Annotated in this window: 21 protein-coding genes; 12 read left to right on the top strand and 9 right to left on the bottom strand. The window is 67.8% G+C overall.

Translation table 11 applies throughout. The annotated features are described in order from the left end of the window. Positions 1-27 precede the first annotated feature (27 nt). From WDLP6_RS27130 to WDLP6_RS27120, 3 genes are all read right to left on the bottom strand, one after another. Positions 28-1,086 (bottom strand): aldo/keto reductase, encoded by a 1,059-nt coding sequence (locus WDLP6_RS27130; RefSeq protein ID WP_162594865.1) that lies wholly within the window; start codon positions 1,084-1,086, stop codon positions 28-30. A 170-nt stretch (positions 1,087-1,256) separates the two neighbouring features. Beyond that, positions 1,257-2,414 carry an FAD-dependent monooxygenase gene (locus tag WDLP6_RS27125; protein WP_162594864.1) on the bottom strand — a complete coding sequence of 386 codons (1,158 nt, stop codon included), beginning with the start codon at positions 2,412-2,414 and terminating at the stop codon, positions 1,257-1,259. A gap of 10 nt (positions 2,415-2,424) precedes the next feature. Beyond that, positions 2,425-3,408, bottom strand: coding sequence for a Bug family tripartite tricarboxylate transporter substrate binding protein (locus WDLP6_RS27120; protein ID WP_162594863.1), 984 nt, complete (start codon positions 3,406-3,408; stop codon positions 2,425-2,427). Between the two features lie 126 nt (positions 3,409-3,534). Between WDLP6_RS27120 and WDLP6_RS27115 the strand changes: the two genes are divergently transcribed. Further along, positions 3,535-4,479: a LysR substrate-binding domain-containing protein gene (locus tag WDLP6_RS27115; protein ID WP_162594862.1), complete on the top strand. Its 945-nt coding sequence runs from the start codon at positions 3,535-3,537 to the stop codon at positions 4,477-4,479. Positions 4,480-4,521: 42 nt separating this feature from the next. Here WDLP6_RS27115 and WDLP6_RS27110 read toward each other — a convergent pair whose 3' ends face one another. Together WDLP6_RS27110 and WDLP6_RS27105 are read right to left on the bottom strand one after the other, a co-directional pair. Beyond that, positions 4,522-5,481 (bottom strand): Bug family tripartite tricarboxylate transporter substrate binding protein, encoded by a 960-nt coding sequence (locus WDLP6_RS27110; RefSeq protein WP_162570225.1) that lies wholly within the window; start codon positions 5,479-5,481, stop codon positions 4,522-4,524. After that, positions 5,478-6,980: a lyase family protein gene (locus WDLP6_RS27105; RefSeq protein ID WP_162594861.1), complete on the bottom strand. Its 1,503-nt coding sequence runs from the start codon at positions 6,978-6,980 to the stop codon at positions 5,478-5,480. The genes WDLP6_RS27110 and WDLP6_RS27105 overlap by 4 nt, the downstream gene beginning before the upstream one ends. 105 nt (positions 6,981-7,085) lie before the next feature. Between WDLP6_RS27105 and WDLP6_RS27100 the strand changes: the two genes are divergently transcribed. Continuing rightward, positions 7,086-8,009 carry a LysR substrate-binding domain-containing protein gene (locus WDLP6_RS27100; protein WP_269475591.1) on the top strand — a complete coding sequence of 308 codons (924 nt, stop codon included), beginning with the start codon at positions 7,086-7,088 and terminating at the stop codon, positions 8,007-8,009. A 46-nt stretch (positions 8,010-8,055) separates the two neighbouring features. Here WDLP6_RS27100 and WDLP6_RS27095 read toward each other — a convergent pair whose 3' ends face one another. Next, a complete protein-coding gene (locus WDLP6_RS27095; RefSeq protein WP_232077352.1) occupies positions 8,056-9,288 on the bottom strand; it encodes an MFS transporter in 1,233 nt (410 codons plus the stop codon). A gap of 266 nt (positions 9,289-9,554) precedes the next feature. Between WDLP6_RS27095 and WDLP6_RS27090 the strand changes: the two genes are divergently transcribed. From WDLP6_RS27090 to WDLP6_RS27080, 3 genes are all read left to right on the top strand, one after another. Then, the gene (locus WDLP6_RS27090; RefSeq protein ID WP_162594860.1) at positions 9,555-9,749 is read left to right on the top strand and encodes a hypothetical protein; all 195 of its coding nucleotides are present in this window, start codon (positions 9,555-9,557) and stop codon (positions 9,747-9,749) included. Positions 9,750-9,874: 125 nt separating this feature from the next. Beyond that, positions 9,875-10,240 carry a collagen-like protein gene (locus WDLP6_RS27085; protein ID WP_162594859.1) on the top strand — a complete coding sequence of 122 codons (366 nt, stop codon included), beginning with the start codon at positions 9,875-9,877 and terminating at the stop codon, positions 10,238-10,240. Positions 10,241-10,247: 7 nt separating this feature from the next. After that, positions 10,248-10,520, top strand: a complete 273-nt coding sequence (locus tag WDLP6_RS27080; RefSeq protein WP_162594858.1) for a DUF1488 family protein — start codon at positions 10,248-10,250, stop codon at positions 10,518-10,520. 10 nt (positions 10,521-10,530) lie between these two features. Here WDLP6_RS27080 and WDLP6_RS27075 read toward each other — a convergent pair whose 3' ends face one another. Then, positions 10,531-11,238 carry a Crp/Fnr family transcriptional regulator gene (locus WDLP6_RS27075; protein WP_232077351.1) on the bottom strand — a complete coding sequence of 236 codons (708 nt, stop codon included), beginning with the start codon at positions 11,236-11,238 and terminating at the stop codon, positions 10,531-10,533. A 120-nt stretch (positions 11,239-11,358) separates the two neighbouring features. After that, positions 11,359-12,099 carry a Crp/Fnr family transcriptional regulator gene (locus tag WDLP6_RS27070; RefSeq protein ID WP_162594857.1) on the bottom strand — a complete coding sequence of 247 codons (741 nt, stop codon included), beginning with the start codon at positions 12,097-12,099 and terminating at the stop codon, positions 11,359-11,361. 172 nt (positions 12,100-12,271) lie between these two features. Here WDLP6_RS27070 and WDLP6_RS27065 point away from each other — a divergent pair, with 172 nt between their 5' ends. Further along, positions 12,272-12,523: a hypothetical protein gene (locus WDLP6_RS27065; protein ID WP_162594856.1), complete on the top strand. Its 252-nt coding sequence runs from the start codon at positions 12,272-12,274 to the stop codon at positions 12,521-12,523. Positions 12,524-12,558: 35 nt separating this feature from the next. On the opposite strand, the gene WDLP6_RS27060 is transcribed toward WDLP6_RS27065, so the two are convergent. Continuing rightward, positions 12,559-13,620, bottom strand: a complete 1,062-nt coding sequence (locus tag WDLP6_RS27060) for a pirin family protein (RefSeq protein ID WP_162594855.1) — start codon at positions 13,618-13,620, stop codon at positions 12,559-12,561. A gap of 193 nt (positions 13,621-13,813) precedes the next feature. Here WDLP6_RS27060 and WDLP6_RS27055 point away from each other — a divergent pair, with 193 nt between their 5' ends. The 6 genes from WDLP6_RS27055 (at position 13,814) to WDLP6_RS27030 (ending at position 18,705) form a co-directional block, all read left to right on the top strand. Next, positions 13,814-14,596, top strand: a complete 783-nt coding sequence (locus tag WDLP6_RS27055; RefSeq protein ID WP_162594854.1) for an amino acid ABC transporter ATP-binding protein — start codon at positions 13,814-13,816, stop codon at positions 14,594-14,596. A gap of 33 nt (positions 14,597-14,629) precedes the next feature. After that, positions 14,630-15,580, top strand: a complete 951-nt coding sequence (locus tag WDLP6_RS27050; protein ID WP_162570217.1) for an aminotransferase class IV — start codon at positions 14,630-14,632, stop codon at positions 15,578-15,580. A gap of 57 nt (positions 15,581-15,637) precedes the next feature. Next, the gene (locus WDLP6_RS27045; protein ID WP_162570216.1) at positions 15,638-16,489 is read left to right on the top strand and encodes a transporter substrate-binding domain-containing protein; all 852 of its coding nucleotides are present in this window, start codon (positions 15,638-15,640) and stop codon (positions 16,487-16,489) included. 24 nt (positions 16,490-16,513) lie between these two features. After that, positions 16,514-17,194, top strand: coding sequence for an amino acid ABC transporter permease (locus tag WDLP6_RS27040; RefSeq protein WP_162570215.1), 681 nt, complete (start codon positions 16,514-16,516; stop codon positions 17,192-17,194). 3 nt (positions 17,195-17,197) lie between these two features. After that, positions 17,198-17,866 (top strand): amino acid ABC transporter permease, encoded by a 669-nt coding sequence (locus tag WDLP6_RS27035; RefSeq protein WP_162594853.1) that lies wholly within the window; start codon positions 17,198-17,200, stop codon positions 17,864-17,866. Between the two features lie 155 nt (positions 17,867-18,021). Then, positions 18,022-18,705 carry a GntR family transcriptional regulator gene (locus WDLP6_RS27030; RefSeq protein WP_162594852.1) on the top strand — a complete coding sequence of 228 codons (684 nt, stop codon included), beginning with the start codon at positions 18,022-18,024 and terminating at the stop codon, positions 18,703-18,705. Positions 18,706-18,741: the final 36 nt, after the last annotated feature.

The following is an 18,741-nucleotide window of genomic DNA, read 5'->3' as shown; positions in this document are numbered from 1 at the left end:
TGTAGGACTTCTTCCCGCGTGTCGGCCTCAGGCCTGGCTGCGCGGTGCCTCGGCATCGGCGACCTGCTTGCGCCGCCCCTCGCCCTGCCGCTCGAGCATCCAGCCGGGGTATTCCGAAGGCAGGCGGCTGGCCTGGTCGAGCTGCTGGAGCTCGGCCGCGCTCAATGCGACCTGGGTGGCCGCGATGTTGTCGGCGAGCTGCTCGGGCCGCTTGGCGCCGACGATCACGCTCGTGACCTGCGGCTGGTGCAGCAGCCAGGCGAGCGCGATCTGTGCCACCGACACGCCGTGTGCCGCGGCGATGGGGCGCATGGCGTCGATGCAGTCGTAGGCCCGCTCCTTGTCGACCGGCGGGAAGTCGAAGCTGACGCGCCGGCTGCCTTCCTCGCCCTGCTGGCCGCGTCCGTACTTGCCGCTCAAGAGGCCGCCGGCCAGCGGGCTCCACACCATCAGGCCGAGGCCTTCGCTCTTCAGCATCGGGATCAGCTCGCGTTCGAGATCGCGCCCGGCGACGGTGTAATAGGCCTGCAGCGACTCGAAGCGCGCAAGGCCCAGGCGCTCGGCCACGCCCAGGGCCTTGACGATCTGCCATGCCGCCCAGTTGGAGACGCCGACGTAGCGCACGTGGCCGTGCCGCACCAGTTGATCGAGCGCGCGCACGGTCTCTTCGATCGGCGTCGCCGGATCGAAGCCGTGGATCTGGTAGAGGTCGATGTGATCGAGCTGCAGCCGCTTCAGGCTGGCCTTGACGCCGTCCATGATGTGGCCGCGCGATGCGCCGCGCGCGTTCGGCCCGGGGCCGGTTTCGCCGAGCACCTTGGTCGCGACGATGACCTGGTCGCGCGCCACGCCGAGGTTCTTGAGCGCCTGCCCGGTGATCTGCTCGGACAGGCCGCCCGAGTAGACGTCGGCGGTGTCGATGAAGTTGATGCCGGCATCGAGCGCCTGGCCGATCAGCCGCTCGGCATCCGTCTGCTGCAGCGCGCCGATCTTGCCCCAGATGCCTTCGCCGCCGCCGAAGGTCATGGTGCCGAGGCACAGTTCCGATACGAAGAGGCCGGTGCGGCCGAGGGGGTGGTGACGCATGGTGAAGTACTCCGTGGGAATCGCCGAAAGGCCGGGCTCGCGGCCCGGAAAAAGCCGATCAGCATAGGCGCTCGCGGCGATTTCTGCAGGCGCGCCCGCGCGAAGTCAATGCCCGATGTCCAGCGCGACCAGGAAGCGCGACACCACCCTGTTGCAGGCCGCCACGATCATCAGGCAGCGACCGGCTGCGTGCCCGTCAACGGCACGGTCCACGCGTCATAGCCGTAGAGCCAGTCGGGATTGGTGCTGTTGCGCATCCAGGTGTTGGCACTGGAACCGGCCTGGACCTGTGACGTGCGCGGCTTGCGGCTCGCTTCGAAGACCGCGAAGACCTGGTCAGGCCTGGCAAGCCCGACCTCCTGCACGCAACGCGAGAGCACGGCCGCGTCCTCGAGCGCCATCGCCGCGCCCGATGCCATGTAGGGCGTCATCGGGTGGCAGGCATCGCCAAGCAGGGTCACGCGGCCGCGGTGCCAGATCGACATCGGATCCCGCTCGAAGATCCCCCACTTGTGGACCTTGGGCGCGGACGCGAGCACCGCCCGGACATCCGGATGGAAACGCGCGAACGACCCGCGCAGCTCGTCCACGTCGCCCTCGGCCGACCAGGATTCCTTCGTCATCCAGTCGGCCTTCTCGGGCTGGCTGGTCACGAAATACACCTCATCGCGCTGCGCGGTCACGTAGTAGATGACGATGTGCCGGTCCTCACCCCACCATTTGGTACGCGACTCTCCGATGTCCACGCCCTTGAGAAGCCGTGCCGGGAAGGTCGTCCGGTAAGCGACGCGGCCCGTGAAGCGCGGCGGCTGCGCATCGCGCGCGACATGCTCGCGCACCATCGAATGAACGCCGTCGGCTGCGATCACGGCATGCGCCTGGATCTGTTCCCCGTTGGCGAACCGAAGATGCACGGCCCGTTCGTCCTGATCGATGCCGACCAGTTTGTGCCCGAGCCGCACACAGTGCTCGGGCACGATGGATGCCAGTGCTGCGTGGAGATCGGCCCGGTGCAGCGCGAGGAAGGGCGCGCCATAGCGCGACTCGATCGGTTTTCCGAGCGGGTACTCGTTGGTGGTGTCGCCGCTGTAGGCATCGCGATTGAGCGAGGTCCGCGGGTTGAATGCGAGCTCGCGGATGTGCTGCTCGAGCCCGAGGCCGCGCAGCACCTTCATGGCATTGGGGCTTTGCTGGATGCCCGCGCCGACGCGCGCGAAGCGCGCCGCCTGTTCGTACACGATCACCTCGGTACCCACCCGGCGCAGGGCGGCGGCCGCGGCCAGGCCGCCGATGCCGGCACCGAGCACGACCACGGGAAGCTTGTTCATCGATCGGTCCTCATTCAAAAACGATGTGGGCGTCCACGACCACCTTGCGCCATTTGTCGGTGTCGGTGCGCACGAGATCCGCCATCGCCTGCGGCGACGAGGGCGTGATTTCGGCATCGCCGATCGATCTGACCAATGCCGGGTCTTTCAGCGCCTCCTGCAGCCCGCTCGCCAGCCTGGCGACCACGGCGGGCGGCGTGCCGGCCGGCGCGGCGAGGCCGAACCAGACGCTGGCATCGAAACCCGGCACGCCCGCTTCGGCGATCGTCGGAACCTCCGGTGCGCCGTGCGTGCGCTGGCGGCTGGCGACCGCCAGTGCGCGCAACTGCCCGTGCCGCGCGTGCTCGATGCCAGCGCCTTCGAACATCAGGTCGACCTCGCCGCCGATCACGCCGACGATCGCCGGACCGGCGCCCTTGTAGGGCACATGCAGCATCCGGATGCCCGTCTGCTGCATGAACAGCTCACCGGCCAGATGGTTGGTCGAGCCGCTGCCGCCGGACGCGAAGGTCAGCTTGCCGGGGTGGGCCTTGGCGTAGGCGATCAACTCCTTGACCGACTTCACGGGCAGGCGGGGGTTCACCAGCAGATAGAGCGGTGAGGTGAAGCAGACGCCGATCGGCGCGAAATCCTTTTGCGGGTCGTAGCCGAGCCGGGTCTGCGCGATGGTGTTGATCGCCATGTTGGTGGTGCTGGCCCACAGCAGCGTATAGCCGTCGTTCTCGGCGCGCGCCACGAACTGCGTCCCCATCATCTGGCTGGCCCCGGGCCGGTTCTCGACCAGCACGCGCTGGCCCAGACGCGGGCTCAGCACCACGCTGAGCGCTCTGGGCAGCGTGTCGCCCAGACCTCCGGCCGTATAGGGCGAGATGATCCGGATCGGCTTGTTCGGAAAGTCCTGCTGCGCACCGGCCGGGACGGCCGCGAGGGCGATCGCCGCCGTCAGGAAGCTGCGCCGATCGACGGCCGACATGCGTTTCGTCAACTTCTCCATTGCCATTGCTTGTCCATCGGATCCTTGGGGACGCAAGTGTCCGGGTTGCGCCGGTCCGGGACAAGTCACGCGCAAGCGCTGAACCGTGAGATTTCCTCACAGGGTCCTGCGTGCAAGAATCGCGGAATGCCGAGTCCTCCTGCAGCCGTGTCACTCAATGCGCTGCGAGCCTTCGCGGCGGTGGCGCGCGATCTGAGCGTGTCGCAGGCGGCCAGGGACCTCGGGGTGACGCACGGGGCCGTCAGTCGCCAGATCAGCGGGCTCGAGGACGAGCTCGGGGTCACGCTGTTCGACCGGCACCGCAACCGCCTCGCGCTCTCGGACGCGGGTCGCGCGCTGTTCGCGGACGTGGCACCTGCCATCGAGCGCCTGCAAACGGCCGTGCATCAGGTGCGCGGCCATGCCAGTCCCGCGACCTTGCTGATCAACGTGCCGCCGACTTTCGCGATGCGCTGGCTGATCCCGCGGCTGTCGTCGTTTCAGCGCCGCCGGCCCGAGGTGGAAATCCGGCTGACCACCGGCAAGTCGCCGCTCGGTGACCTGCCGCCCAGCGGCGTGGACATCATCATTCGCCGCCTGCAGCAGCGGTCGCCGAAGCACGCCGCGGTGCCGTTCCTGAGCGCGAGCCTCGTGCCGGTGTGCGCGCCCGAACTCCTCGAGCAGCAGCCGATTCGCTCTCCGTCAGACTTGCAAGGGCATGTGCTGCTGCATTCGAAGGCGGACGAGTGGTCCGACTGGTTCGCCAAGGCAGGCGTCACCGGTCTGCGGCCGCGTTCGGAGCTGGTCTTCGAGGAAATCTACTTCGCGATGCAGGCCGCGCTCGATGGCCTGGGCGTCGCGCTCGTGCCTTCGCCGCTGGTGACCGACGACGTGGCGGCCGGCCGCCTGTGCATGCCGCTCGATCTGCAGGATGTGGACACCAGGGACTATCACTACCTGGCCTCTCCCTTCTCGCGCCGCAAGGATCTCGTGCACGCGTTCTGCCAGTGGTTGAGCACCGAAGGCAAGGACTCGAATCGGCTCGCGGACGAGTTGATCACGACCCTTTTTCCGGCGTCGGCAACCGGCTGAACGCGTGGGGCGCGTGGCGTCTCGCAGCCAGCCCTCAGCCCCTCATTCCACCGTCGCGCCCGACCGCTTGACGACTTCGGACCACTTGACTCGTTCGGACTGGATGTACTTCGTGAGTTCCTCCGGCGTGGAGCCGATCGGCTTGACGCCGTCCGAGGCGAAGCGCTCGCGCAGATCCTTCGATTGAAGCGCGGCCACCGAGCCGTCATGCAGGCGCTTGACGATGTCAGGTGGCGTGCCGCGAGGGGCAAGCAGGGCATACCAGACTCCGGACTCATAGCCTGGGACGCCCGCCTCCGCGATCGTCGGAACATCCGGCAGTGCCGGCGAGCGCTGCGTCGACGACACGGCGAGAACGCGGATCTTGCCCGCCTTGATCTGCGCGCCGCCGGTCCCGTAGCTGACGAACATCGCCTGCACATTGCCCGAAAGAAGGTCGGTCAGTGCCGCGCCGCCGCCCTTGTAAGGCACGTGCACGAGATCGATGCCGGCCATCGACTTGAGCAACTCCATCGACAGGTGCAGGCCGCTGCCGTTGCCGGTCGATGCATAGGACATGGCCCCTGGCTTCTCCTTCGCGAGCTTGATGAACTCGGGCAGGGTCTTCACCGGCACAGACGCGTTGACCGCGAGGAAATACGGCGCCGAGCCGAGCAGCGTGATCGGCACGAAATCCTTCAGCGCGTCATAGGGCAGCTTGGGATACAGCGCCTGGTTGATGGCCAGTTGCGAGGTGAGGGCCAGCACGATCGAAGAGCCGTCCGCCGGCGACTTCGCCACGTTCTCCATGCCGATGTTGCCGCCTGCGCCGCCGCGGTTGTCGATGATGAACGAGCCGCCCAGCTGCTTGCCCAGTTCCTGCGAGAGCGGACGCCCGACCACGTCGCCGCCGCCGCCCGGCGAATAGGGAACGACGATGCGCACCGGCCGGTCGGGATAGGGCGCCGCCGTGGTCGACAAGGACAGCGCCAGGGCTGCCAGCAGCAAGAGAAGTTTTTTCATGAAGTTGTCTCGAAGGTCGAATGGAAGGTCGTTGAAGAGGTCATGCCGTTGGCCGCGATCTCCGTGATCGCGGCGTCCAGTTGCATGTCGGCATCGGACAGGCGAGCCCGCCGCGCCTGCGTCCACGCGCGATCGGTCTCGAGATCCGCGTGATGGCAAGCCAGCATGTGCTCCACCGCGGCAATCTGCGGACCCCCGGCGCCCTTGCGCCCGAAGACCATGTATTCAGGGCTCGATACCTCGGCGAAGTCGCTCTCGTCCAGCGGGAACGTCTGCGAGCTCATGGCCTCGTAGATCCGTGCCGCCTCGCGGTAGGGGATCTCGCGCATGGCGAGCTTCCGGGCGCGGCCGAAGTCCGTCAGTGCAGACGCGAATTGATGGCCGATCCGGAATGGCACGTCCGCGCGCTGCATCAGGGCATCCGCGATCTCGGTGGCCGTCGAATAGTCGGCCTGGACCTCGGCCAGCGCGCGCTCCTTGTCGACCACGAGGCCATCGAGAACTTTGCGCAGGAGCTCGAACACCGCCAGGGCGCGGGCACTCGGCACAGGGTCGTAGGACCGATAGTCGAACATGCCGGAGCGCACGTTGTGCGCCATCAGCGCCACGGCCTGCATGTCCCCGAGCAGCATGCTGCTTTGCACGCGCAACTGCTCCAGTGCGGCAGGGTTGCGCTTCTGCGGCATGATGCTGCTGACCCCCACGAGCTCGCCCTGCTGCAAGGTCATCCAGGCCGCCGGCGCTGCATATTGCGCATGAAGATCCTGGGCGAACTGGCCGATCTGGACGGCCGCGATGCCAAATGCCGCCGCAAGCTCCAGGCTGGTGTCGACCGGCGCGAAATGGTTGGCGTCGTACGCGTTCTCGACCAGGGCGTCGAACCCGAGGAGGGATGCGAGGCGGTGCCGGTCGAGCCCGAAGCTCGATGTCGTCAGGGCCGCCGAACCCAGGGGCCCCTGGTTGACGTGGGTGTATGCCGCCCGCAGGCGGGCCGCACTTCGCGCCAGCGCGCCCGCCATGCCCAGCAGGTAGTGCGCCAAGGTCGTCGGCTGTGCCTGGACGCCATGCGTGTAGGCGGGCACGATGGTGCGCTTGTGCTGCGCCGCAAGAGAGAGAAGGGCGTGTCGGGCACGGACCAGGGCCTCGAATCCGTCCAGCAGGCCGGCGCGAAGATTCATTCGCGCGATGGTCGCCGAGATGTCCTGTCGACTGCGTCCGCAATGAAGGCGAGAGCCGTCGGGACCCACGGCAGCGAGCAGCTTGGGTTCGTAGTCGAGGTAGTCCGCCGACCACTGCCGGGGCCGGCTTTGTTCGTCCCTGATCAGCGTCAGGATGCCGGCCGCGATGCGGCTGGCGACATCGGCCGACACCGTTCGCGCTTCGGCCAGCGCGACGATGGAGGCCTTGTTGATCTGATCGAGATATTCGACGGAGCGACCGCCGCCTCGAAAGCTCGCGTTGACGTCATGGGGCTGGGCGGACTCCTGCACGGATTTCATCTCGGGAATGGTGGGATCGACAGCGATTCTTCGCTTCGGCGACCATTGTGTGAAATGAATATTTAGGCCGCTATCATTCCTTCAGTCGAATATCCTGAAGGAACCGTGCCCATCACCTTTCAGCAGCTGCGGTGCGTGCGCCAGGTCGTCGCAAGCGGCTTCAACGTTTCGCGCGCGGCCGAATCGCTGCACACGACGCAGCCCGGCGTCAGCAAGATGGTTCGCGCGCTGGAAAAGGAAATCGGCATCGAGATCTTCGTGCGCTCAGGCAACCGGCTCACAGCATTGACCGAACCGGGCAAAGAAGCGCTCTCGCTGTGCGGGCGGGTGTTGCAGGACGCCCAGGCGCTGACGCGGCTGAAGCGGGAAGTGCCGGGCGACAGTGAAGGCACGTTGCGCGTGGGAACCACACATGTCCATGCGCGGTATTCGCTGATCGAAGTGACCAAGCGATTCGTTTCCGCCTATCCGCGGGTGAAGCTCGAGTTCACGGTGGGCCCGCCGGCGCAGGTCCTGGCGGGCGTGACCGCGGGAACGATCGATGTCGGCCTGTGCTCGTTGCCGGATCCGATGCCCAAAGGCGTCGTTTCGGTGAAGGCCTATGACATCGACCGCTGCCTGATCGTGCCGCCACGGCATCCCTTGCTGAGGATGGGGCGGCTGACGATGGAACACATCGCGCGATGGCCGCTGATCACCTACGACAACAGCTACACATCCGGCTCGGTCGTCCAGCACGAGTTTCAAAGGCATGGGATCACCCCGTGGGTCGTGATGCGCGCCATGGACGCCAGCATCATCAAGGCCTACGTCGCCGCCGGCGTCGGCGTCGCGGTACTCCAGAAGATGGCGTTCAACGTCGCGGTGGACAAGGACCTGCGCTGCGTGCCCGTCGGCCACCTGTTTCCTTCCTCGAGCGCCATGATCAGCCTGCGAAAGGATCACTTGCTGAAATCGTTCGCGTTCGACTTCATCCAGATGGTCGCTCCCGAATGGTCGCGTGAGGCCATGGCATCGAAACTTCGCTGATGAACGCGTCCTGGCTGCCGATCGCGAACGAGGCGCAGACGCCGCCTCAGGTCGCCGGCAGCATCGATCGCCGACGAAATTCCGTGCTGTAGAACAACAGCGCGGCGACCGCGAACGCGGCGCCCAGCAGGCTCAGGCCGCCCCAGCCATGGAAGGTGTAGATCGCCGCCGCGAGCCCCGAGGCCGCGGCCGCGCACAGGAAGATCAGCGTCATGAACAGGCCGTTGATGCGGCCCCGCAGTTCGGGCGCCAGCATGAAGAGAGTGCGCAGGCTCAGCACCTGGCACAGCTGCACCGCGCCGTCGAGCAGCACCGCGGCCAGCACCAGCCCGGCCAGCGAATGGAAGTTCACCGACACCGCGCCGACGATGAACGACAGCAGCGCAGCGAGCATGGCCGCGCCGGTGGCCGGCCGGGTCAGCCCGCGATCCGCGAGCCGGCCCGCCCAGGGCGCCGCCAGGGCGCCCGCCGCGCCGGCCAGCGCGAACAGCGCGATGCCGCCCTGGCCCATGCCGAATTCGCGCGCCAGCAGAAGCGGCACCGCCGTCCAGAAGGCCTGGAAGGCCGCGAACATCATGCCCTGGTAGAAAGCGCGGCGGCGCAGTTGCGGCGTGCGCCGGATGATGCCGGGCAGCGAGGCCATGGTGCGCGCATAGCCGCCGGCACCGTGCGGCCGGCGCTGGGGCAGGGCGCGCCACAGCACCAGCGCCACCAGGGCCATCAGCGCGGCCGAGATCCAGAACACGGCGCGCCAGCCGAAGGCCGCCGCGACCATGCTCGAGAAGGGCCGCGCCAGCATGATCCCGCCGAGCAGTCCGGCCATGATGTTGCCCACCACCTTGCCGCGCGTCGCTTCGGGCGCGAGGTGCGAGGCCAGCGGCACCAGCACCTGGGCCGCCACCGCGCAGCCGCCGACGATGAAGGACGCCGCCAGGAAGCTCGCCGCCGAGTCGGACAGCGCGATGCCGGCCAGCCCGATGACCGCGCCGCCCATGGCGAGCACGATGAGGCGCCGGTTCTCCATCACGTCCGCCAGCGGCACCAGCAACAGCAGGCCCGCGCCATAGCCGAGCTGGGTCAGCGTCATGATCAGGCCGGCCAGCCCGGCCGGCAGTTGCAGCGCGGCGGCGATCGGCCCGAGCAGCGGCTGGGCGAAGTAGATGTTGGCGACACACAGGCCGCAGGCCACGGCGAACAGCAGCATCTGGCCGCTCGACAGCCCGGGCGGCGCAGCGGCGGAGGAAGGCCCGGTGGGCACGGGGGCTTGTGGAAGAGGCACGTGGGGGATCTCTGGGAAGGTATCCGGGTAAACCCTGGCGGGCGCGCCACCTTAGCACGGGTGCCGGCGTGTTGCCGGCGGCGGCTGCAGTGTCCTTCGGGGCGCGAACGGCGGTGGCACGCCCAGCGTGCAGTAGGTCGCGGATCCGGCGACTTTCGCGCCCCGATGCTGTCCGACTCGACCTCCGTCGCATTTGCCGATGCCGAAGGCCGGTGCAAGCTGGCGCTGGTCCGCGCAGGGCGGCTTCGACACAACAGGAACAATCAATGGAACCAATGCATTGGCAATACATGGGAGCGCTCGGCGGCGTGATCGGGATCGGATGGCTTGTCGTGGTGCCGATGTACCGCGGATGGACCTCGCTGAACACGCGCATGATGGCGCGCGTCAGGGCTTCGAGCACGCTGCTGGCCGAGTGCGACGGCGCGCGGCCCGCGACGCACGGGCCGACCCTGCGCTGAGGGCATCGCGTAGGACGGCGCGACATCTTGTGTCTATGCGTGGCACCGAACAGACGCCGTGTGTCTGCGCCGATCAGAGTGGACTGCGTGGCCATCTTGGCTGCCTACCACTCAAAGGAAACGCCATGAAATATGCCATCCCCTCCCTCCTGCTGCTCGCGACATTCGGACTGGGCGCATGCACCGGCCCCATGGGCCCGCAGGGAAGCCAAGGCAACACGGGCTACACGGGCGCCAAGGGCGCAACGGGCAACCAGGGCAACACCGGCAACACCGGCTACACCGGCGCACAGGGCGAGACCGGCAATCAAGGAGACACGGGCGCGACGGGGAATCAGGGCAATACCGGCTACACCGGCGCACAGGGCGAGACCGGGAACCAGGGCAACACCGGCGCGACGGGTGCCAGGGGCAATACCGGCAGCACGGGCAACACCGGCCGCATGGGTTCGGGCGGCAGCACTGTGGTGGTCGTGCCGCCCACGCGCTGAGTCATCGATGTCGCATCCACCGTTCTTTCATGAAGCGTCGGGCTCCGTGCGTTTCTGGGTGCTGGTCGATGGACAGTTCCTGGGCGCGAGCATCGCCCAGGAAACCCTGCACCACTGCTTCCGGCCAGGCGTGGTCGGCGACCAGCCGCTGGAGACCTACACCAGCCACGCACCGGATATCGATGCCGCCGTGCGGCGGCGCGTTGCCCAGGGCTCGGCCGAGCCGGTGATGCTGCGCGAGTTCGACCTGCACGAGCCGATCGGCAAGGGCATCGAATAGCGCGTGCGCCTCATCCCATCAGTCGGGCGTAGGTGTCCAGATTGGCCCGATAGCAGCCGCAGGCCAGAGCCTCCAGCCCCGCGCGGTCGATGACCGTGATGACGCCGCGCCGATAGTCGATCAGGCGCCGCAACTGCAAGGCGGTCGCCGCATTGGTGATGCCGACCCTGCGCACGCCCAGCATGTGCGCCAGGAAGACATGCGTGAACGCCAGGTGCGGCGAGTGCGCGCAATCCTCGGCCGTCAGCAGCCAGCGCGCCAGGCGTTCCTCGACCCGGTGCAGGCGGCTGCAGGCACCGGAGCGGCCGGACTGCAGGAGAAGCACGCACACATAGCGGTTCAGCACGCGCTTCAACGCCGCGCTCTGCCTGAGCTCCTGCTGCAGCGACTTCGCCGTCAGGCGCCATGCCATGCCGGCGCCCTGCACCAGCGTTCGAAGCCGGGCCTGGCTCACGTCGAACGCCAACTCGTAGCCGAAGGCGCCTTCGTTGCCGATCATCTCGGTCTGAAGGCCCTCGTGACCGTCCACGGTGGCGACCTGCGACACGAAAGCGCTGGTCGGGAAGTGGATGTGACGCAGGGCATCGCCGGGTTCGCAGAGAACCTGCGACACGGCCAGCGAGACGTTCTCGCATCGGCCGAGCAGGCGCTCCCTGTCCCTGGCCGGCAATGCTTCGAGCAGGCGGTTGAAAGCGGGACCGATCGGTTCTGAAATCACCCAGTCGCCTTCTCGAGGATCAGGCGCGGGAATGCGCTTGCACGGCAGTCTTGCCCACTGCGCGGTCTGCGTCTGTGCGCGGGCGCACGAAGGTGCTCCTGGGCGTCAAAAGGAACCGGCTCAGGTGGCGGTTTCGGGCGGCAGCAGGCGATCGGTTTCGCGCTTCACCACTTCATAGCACTCGCAGACCTGCCGTTCGAGGCCCGGCCGATCGAGCACGGTAATGTGGCCGCGCGCGTACCGGATCAGGTCCAGCCGCTGCAGCTTGCCGGCTGCTTCCGTCACGCCTTCACGGCGCACGCCGAGCATGTTGGCGATGAGCTCCTGCGTCATGACCAGTTCATTGCCGGGCAGTCGGTCGAGGCTCAGCAGCAGCCAGCGGCAGAGTTGCTGCTCCAGCGAATGGTGACGGTTGCAGACGGCCGTCTGCGACATCTGCGTGATCAGCGTCTGCGTATAGCGCAGCAGCAGATGGAGCAACGGTCCTCCCCGTTCGACCAGCTCCTTGATCTGACCGGCGCTCAGGCGAAACGCGTGCCCCGCGCTTTGCACCACCGCACGGTTCGGCGTGCTGCCGCCGCCCATCAGCAGCGACACGCCGACCATTCCCTCGAAGCCCACGACCGCGATCTCGGCCGATTGGCCGTTCTCGAGCACGTACAACAGCGACACGATGCAATCGGTCGGGAAGAACACGTACTCCTGGATCACACCCGATTCGTAGAGCACCTCGCCCAACTTCAGCGGAACCAGCTCGAGCATCGGCGTCAGGCCGGTGCGCACTTCGGAAGGCATGACCGCCAGCAGGCCGTTGTGCCTCGAAGCGGAGCGCAGGGAAGAAGGGCGTGGAGTCGATGCCATGGGAGCAGGGAGTCGGGAAGTGCCGATTGTCGCCAGCGACTGTAGTCGCGTCTGTGCGTTGCCGTACCAACCGGCGCGCCGAAATTCGCCGCTGTCGGTGTGCTACCGCACGGTGAAAGCCGGGTGCGGGCGGTACCGTTGCAGTTCATCTTCAACCGAACGGAGTCGCACCATGACCCTCGCAATGACTCCATCCGAACTCGCCGCGGACGCGCTGGTCCGCGCCTACCTGGACGGACGCACCATGATGCCGATCCTGCATGGCGCGGTCGTGTCGGTGGTCGCAGCGCGGCTGGACAGCGGCAAGCTGCCGATGCTCGACGAGATCCTGCGCGCGGACATCGACCATCAGGCCTCCGCGTCGCGGAGCGAGTTCGCCCTCGGCATGACGGTTGCGGGCGCCGAGGCTTCGAGGGCGATCTGAGCGGACCGGCGCTGCGGCAGCGGTCCGTCCGCCCCTCAGCGTGCCGGATCTGCCAGCGGCTTTTCCTCGCGCCCGTCCGGATGCCGCGCGAAGCGCGCCGGGTCTCGGCCATGCACCGGTGCGTGGTCGGGCCACGGCCAGCCGCCGAACTCGGTGCGGCGGTAGTCGGCCATGGTCTGCGCGATCTCGGCCTGCGTGTTCATCACGAAGGGGCCGTACTGCGCCACCGGCTCGCCGATCGGCCGGCCCTGCAGCACCAGGAATTCGCTCGCCTCGTCGCCGTTGACCAGTTCGACCGCGGCATCCGCGCGCAACTCGATGGCGGCATGGCCGTCCACCGCCTGGCCGGCCACCGACACCGAGCGGCCCTTGAAGAAGTAGAGGCTGCGGCGCGTGCCCTCGCCGGTCGCGGGCGGCAGGGTCCAGCGCGCGCCGGCTTCCATCCGGATCGTCCAGATCGCGAGATCGGCGTCGGGCTGCGAGGCCCAGGAATCGGGCGGCGGCGCCAGCGGGCCGCCCTGGCCCGGCTCGCCGTCCACCGGCGCGATCCGCCCCGCGATGCTCGCGACCTCGGTGCGGCGGCCTTCGCCATCCGTCGCGGTGAAGCGCGGGATGTCCTCGGACCAGAACATGGTGAAGTGCGGCTCGGCCATCTTGCTGCGCGCCGGCAGGTTGAGCCAGATCTGGAACAGCTCCAGCGGATTCGGCGCCGCCGCATCGAGCAGCGGGAACATCTCCGAATGGACGATGCCCTTGCCGGCCGTCAGCCACTGCACGTCGCCGCCGCCGAAGCGGGCCGCCGCGCCGAGCGAATCCGAGTGGTCGATCAGGCCCTTGCGCACGATGGTCACGGTCTCGAAGCCGCGGTGCGGATGCCCCGGAAAGCCCGGCACCGGGTTGCCGTGGTACATGCTCCAGCCGTCCTTGCGGCTGAAGTCCTGCCCCAGGTCGCGTCCTGCCAGCGAGGCGTCGGGGCCCATTGCTGCATTGGCCTTCGGGTAGGCGTCGTCGTGGTAGACGCAGAAAAGGAACGGATCGATCGTTTCCCAGGGGAAGCCGAGGGCCTTGATCTGAAGGATGGGGCTGGTGGTGGTCATGGCTCGCAAATGGGGGTGAAAGCGCCGCCCGAAAGAGCGACAGCCGGGACGCACTGGCCTGCGAATGGAACGCTGAAGGCCGACATCGCCGCGGGCTGAGTGCATGCCGCCGCCGACGGGCTGGCATGCGAGTTGCATCATTCGTAGAACTACCGATTGTCGATTGTTCGACAATTCGTACACTCCCCGACTCATGACCGACGCCGATCCCGTCCTCCGCATCCAGGCCCTGCACAAGCGCTTCGGCGACCACCACGTGCTGCGCGGCATCGACCTCGATGTCCAGCGCGGCGACCGCATCGCCATCATCGGGTCGAGCGGCTCCGGCAAGAGCACGCTGCTGCGCTGCCTCAATTTCATGGAGATGCCGAGCGCGGGCCAGATCATCCTCAAGGGGCAGCCGATCGGCCGGCCGGCCGGGCGCGACGGCGAGATGCGCTATGGCCGTTCGGAACTGAGCGACGTGCGCAGGCAGGTCGGCATGGTGTTCCAGCAGTTCAACCTGTTCCCGCACATGACGGTGCTGCAGAACGTGATGGAAGGGCTCGTCACCGTCAAGCACATCGCCGCGCCACTGGCGCGCGAGCAGGCCCTCAGGCAGCTCGGCAAGGTCGGCCTCTCGGACAAGGCGGATGCCTACCCGGGCCATCTCTCCGGCGGCCAGCAGCAGCGGGTCGCGATCGCCCGCGCGCTCGCGATGGAACCCGAGATGCTGCTGTTCGACGAGCCGACTTCTTCGCTCGACCCCGAGCTGGTGGGCGAAGTGCTCGCCACCATCCGCGACCTCGCCGAGGAAGGGCGGACCATGCTGCTGGTCACGCACGAGCTCGGCTTCGCCTACCACTTCGCCAACAAGGTGGTGTTCCTCGCCGACGGCCTGCTGCACGAAAGCGGCACGCCCGACGAGGTGCTCAAGCACCCGAAAGAGGAGCGCACGCAGCGCTTCCTCGAGCGCTTCACCGCCTTCCGCTTCTGAATCCCGATCCGACCGATACAGCCCAGGAACCCCATGCAAGCCGCCAGCACCCCTTCGACCACCAGCTCCCAGGCCTACACGCCCGACGCGCGCAACGACGCGGTGCGGGTCTATCTCAACGGCGAGTTCGTGCCGCGCAACGAGGCCACCGTGTCGATCTTCGATGCCGGCTACGTGTGCGGCGACGGCGTCTGGGAAGGCGTGCGGCTGGTCGACGGCCGCGTCGTGTCCTTCGACGCCCACATCGAGCGCCTGTTCGACGGCGCGCGTTCCATCGCGCTCGACATCGGCAAGACCCGCGCCGAGGTCAAGCAGCTGGTGATCGACACCTTCGTCCGAAACGGCATGCGCGACGGCGCGCACGCGCGGCTCATGATCACGCGCGGCGTGAAGAAGACGCCCAACCAGGACCCGCGCTTCATCATCGGCGGCGCCACCATCGTCTGCGTGGCCGAGCACAAGGTGGTCACGGCCGAGGCCAAGCAGCGCGGGCTCCGGCTCTTCACCTCGACGATGCGCTGCAGCGCGCCCGACGTGTTCGACCTCAGGCTCAACTCGCACAGCCGGCTCAACCTGATCCAGGCGCTGATCCAGGCGATCCAGGCCGGGGCCGACGAGGCACTGATGCTGGATCCGCACGGCTTCGTGTCGAGCTGCAATTCCACCAACTTCTTCGTGGTGCGCCGCGGTGCGCTGTGGACCTCCTCGGGCCGCTACTGCTTCAACGGCATCACGCGCGCGACCCTGGTGCGCCTCGCGCGCGAAGCGGGCATCGAGGTGCACGAAGGCGACTTCACGCTGGCCGAGGTCTACGCGGCCGACGAGGCCTTCGTCACCGGCACGCTGGCCGGCCTCACGCCCGTGGCCTCGGTCGACGGGCGCGCACTGCCGCCGGGGCCCGTGATCCAGCGGCTCGATGCGCTGTATCGCCAATACATCGCGCGCGCCGACGACGTCCACTGGCCGCTGGACCGGCCCGCCTGAGCGCGCGAGCGTGTGCGCGCATTCTTTCAACCCGCTCCCTCCACCACAGGAAACCCCATGAACGCCAAGACCTCTTTCCAGCGCCAGCGTCGTGCCCTGACCCTTGCGCTCGGCGCATCGCTTTCTCTCGCGAGCCTCGGCGCCGCTGCGCAGACCGCCACGTTGCAGAAGGTCAAGCAGTCCGGCGAGCTGCGCATCGGCGTCGCGCCCGGCGATCCGTGGTACTACCGCGATCCCTCGTCCGGCCAGTGGACCGGTCTCGGCGTGCTGCTCGGCGAGCAGGTCGCCAAGGACATGGGCGTGAAGATGACGCCGGTCGAAACCACCTGGGGCAACTGCGTGGCCGCGCTGCAGGCGGGCCAGATCGATGCGATGTTCGTGCTCGACGCCACCGACGAGCGCAAGAAGGCGGTCGACTTTCCGAGCAACCCGCTGCTCTGGTACGCACAGGGCGTGCTCGCGAAGGACGGCCTCGTCGCCAGGAACTGGTCCGACCTCGACAAGCCCGAAGTCCGCATCGGCGTCGCACTCGGCACCGCGACCGACCGCGACCTCACCAAGCGCCTGCCGAACGCCAAGATCGAGCGCTTCACCAACACCGACGAAACGGTGGCCGCCTTCATGACCGGCCGCGTCGATGCCATCGGCTTCTATCACCCGGCGCTGGTGATCGCCTACTCGAAGATCCGCAAGGGCCGCGTCCAGGTGCCGCAGCCCGTGGTCGCACTGCCCACCAGCGTGGGCATTCGGCGCGAGGCCGACCCGGGCTTTCGCAACCAGCTCGACACCATCATCGGCAAGCTCTACGCGTCGGGCCAGACGCAGGCGCTCTATGGCCAGTACCTCAAGACCAAGGGCATCGACCCGGCGACCGTGCCGGGCGTGATGAAGGAAACCCTGGGCCAGTAGCGGCACGAGAGCGGGTGCGACGGCATGAACTACCAGTGGGATTTCAGCGGCGTCTGGTCGCACCGCGACATGCTGCTGGCCGGGTTCGCCGGCACGCTGAAGATCGCCGCGGTCGCGATCGTGCTCGGCGTGGTGTTCGGCGCGCTGCTCGCAGCGCTGCGCCTGTCGGGCCGGGCGTGGCTTGCGAAGCCGGCGCTGTGGATCATCGAGTTCTACCGCAACACGCCGCCGCTGGTGCATTTCTTCTGGGCCTTCTATGCGCTGCCGGTGCTCATCGGTGTGAGCCTCGATCCGTACGTCGCGGCCGTCATCGCGCTGTCGACCCAGTCGGGTGCCTTCTTCGCCGAAGTGTTCCGCGGCGGATTGGTGTCGATCGAGCGCGGCCAGTGGGAGGCTGCGCGCGCCATCGGCATGGCCTCGCACCAGGCGCTGCGGCGCGTGGTGCTACCGCAGGCCCTGGCGCGCATGCTGCCGCCTTTCATGGAGCGCTCGTTCGAGCTCATCAAGACCACCGCGCTCGCCTCGACGCTCGCCTATTCCGACCTGCTCTACCAGGCGATGCAGGTCAACTCGATCACCTTCCGCCCGCTGGAGGTCTACACCGTGGTGGCTGCGATCTTCTTCCTCACGCTGCTGGCGCTGAGCGTGGGCGCGCGCCTGCTCGAACACCGGCTCGCCGTCTCGACGCGGCCGATGGGGAGCTGAGGCATGGAATTCACCTGGGACTTCTCGGCCGTCCTGCAGAACTGGCCCGTGCTGCTCAAGGGCATCGGCGTCACCGCGGGGCTGTGGGTGGTGGCGTTTCCGTCGGCGATGCTCATCGGCCTGGTCGTCGCGCTCGGCGCGCTGTCGAAGAACCGCGCGCTGGGCGCGGCCACGCGCGGGTACATGGAGTTGTTCCGCAACGTCCCGGTGCTGATCCAGCTCGTGTGGTTCTTCTATGCGTTCCCGATCGTCACCGGCTGGCAGCTGAGCCCCTTCGTCGCGGCGCTGCTGGCGCTGATGCTCAATGCCTCGGCCTATTGTTCCGAGATCTTCCGCGGCGGCATTGCCTCGCTGCCGCGCGGCCAGTGGGAGGGCGCGCGCGCGATCGGCATGCAGCCGGCGCAGGTGCTGCGCCGCGTGGTGCTGCCGCAGGTGTTCAAGCGCATGCTGCCTGCCTTCACCAACCGCGGCATCGAGCTGGCGAAGAACACCTCGATCGCATCGGTGATCGCCGTGCACGAGCTGATGTACCAGGGCCGCGCGCTCAGCGCCGCCTTCTACCGGCCGCTCGAGATCCTCACGGCGGTAGCTGTGGTGTACTTCGTCCTCATCTATCCGGGTGCCTACCTTGCGAGCCGGATAGAAAAGCGCCTCGCCCTGCGCGGGAATTAGATGATTCATCCCCAGGCTTGCCCACTTCGTGTGGCCGCTCACCCCCTCTCCGGGGGCAACACCAGCGGCCCGGCAAAGCCGGTTCCGCGGTGTTCCAGGCTTGGGCCTCGCGTTTCACGTGTCGCGCGTCGTGCGAACCTGGTTGAACTCTCGATATGAAAACTCTCCCCGACTTCGCACCCGCGCCCTCTGCCACGCGGCGGGACTACGTGGCCCAGACGCTGCGCAGCGCCATCCTCACCGGCAAGATCGCGCCCGGCACGCAGCTGATCGAAAGCCACTTCGCGACCCAGTTCGGCGTCAGCCGCGGGCTGCTGCGCGAAGCCATCCGCGAGCTCATCGAAACCGGGCTGCTGGTCAACCGTCCCTATGCCGGCACCTATGTGACCGACATCGACGAACAGGCCATGAGCGATGTCTACGAAGTGCGCCGCATCATGGAAAAGCAGGCCTTCATCCGCCTCTGGCCGCAGCGCGACGACGCGTTCCGCAGCGAGATGGCCGCGCGCTATGAGGTACTGGCCGATGCAGCGAGAAGCAACGATCTGCAGCGCGAGAGCGCCGCCGAGGCGCACTTCCATGGCCTGGTCTACGAGCGCTGCGGCAACAAGCTGCTGCTCGACGTGTGGGGGCAGCTGACGCAGAAGATCCAGCTCGGCTTCACGATCTGCCAGCTCACGCACGCGCCCAAGCCCGACTTCGCGGAGAACCATCGTCTGTTCATGACCCTGGCCACGGGCGACGACCTCGATGCGATGCTCGAGGAACTGGACCGGCACCTGCTGCGCGGGCTGGCGACCATCCGTCACGCGCTGCGCGACCTGCCGCAGCGCGCCTGAGGCGCCGCCGCACCGGCCGGTCGGCCGGCGATCAGG

It is taken from the genome of Variovorax sp. PBL-E5, from assembly GCF_901827185.1.
GTDB lineage: Bacteria > Pseudomonadota > Gammaproteobacteria > Burkholderiales > Burkholderiaceae_C > Variovorax.
The sequence above is the reverse complement of the archived record's forward strand: the minus strand, read 5'-3'. Positions and strand labels throughout refer to the sequence as shown.